Consider the following 528-nt stretch of genomic DNA (forward strand, 5'->3'; position numbering starts at 1 on the left):
CGAAACCCCGGTGCAGATGCTCGCCCCGGGCACGAAGAAGACCCAGCGGGCTTACGTCTGGGCCTATGCACCCAGCCCCTTCGCCGACCTCAAGGCCGTGGTCTACGACTTCAGGCCGAGCCGGGCTGGCGAGCACGCGCGCAGCTTCCTGGGCGACTGGCAGGGCAAACTGGTCTGCGACGACTTCGTCGGCTACAAGGCCAGCTTCGAGCAAGGCGTGACCGAGATCGGCTGCATGGCCCATGCACGGCGCAAGTTCTTCGACCTGCATGCCGCCAACCAGAGCCAACTGGCCGAGCAGGCCCTCCAGTACATCGGTCAGCTGTACGAGGTGGAGCGCGAAGGGCGAGAGTTGCTCGCCGCACAGCGACGGCAACTGCGCCAGGACAAAGCCAGGCCGATCATCGATGGCCTGCATAGCTGGATGCTTGGGCAGCGGCAGAAGGTGCCGGAAGGCAGCGCGATCGCCAAGGCACTCGACTACAGCCTCAAGCGCTGGGCAGCGTTGGTGCGCTACCTGAATGACGG

At 65.5% G+C, this 528-nt stretch carries 1 protein-coding gene; it reads left to right on the plus strand.

Annotated elements, in window-relative coordinates:
• A partial coding sequence (locus N866_RS19375) for an IS66 family transposase (protein ID WP_034230075.1) occupies window positions 1-528 on the plus strand: 528 nt, incomplete at both ends.

Source organism: Actinotalea ferrariae CF5-4, assembly GCF_000603945.1.
Lineage (GTDB): Bacteria > Actinomycetota > Actinomycetes > Actinomycetales > Cellulomonadaceae > Actinotalea > Actinotalea ferrariae.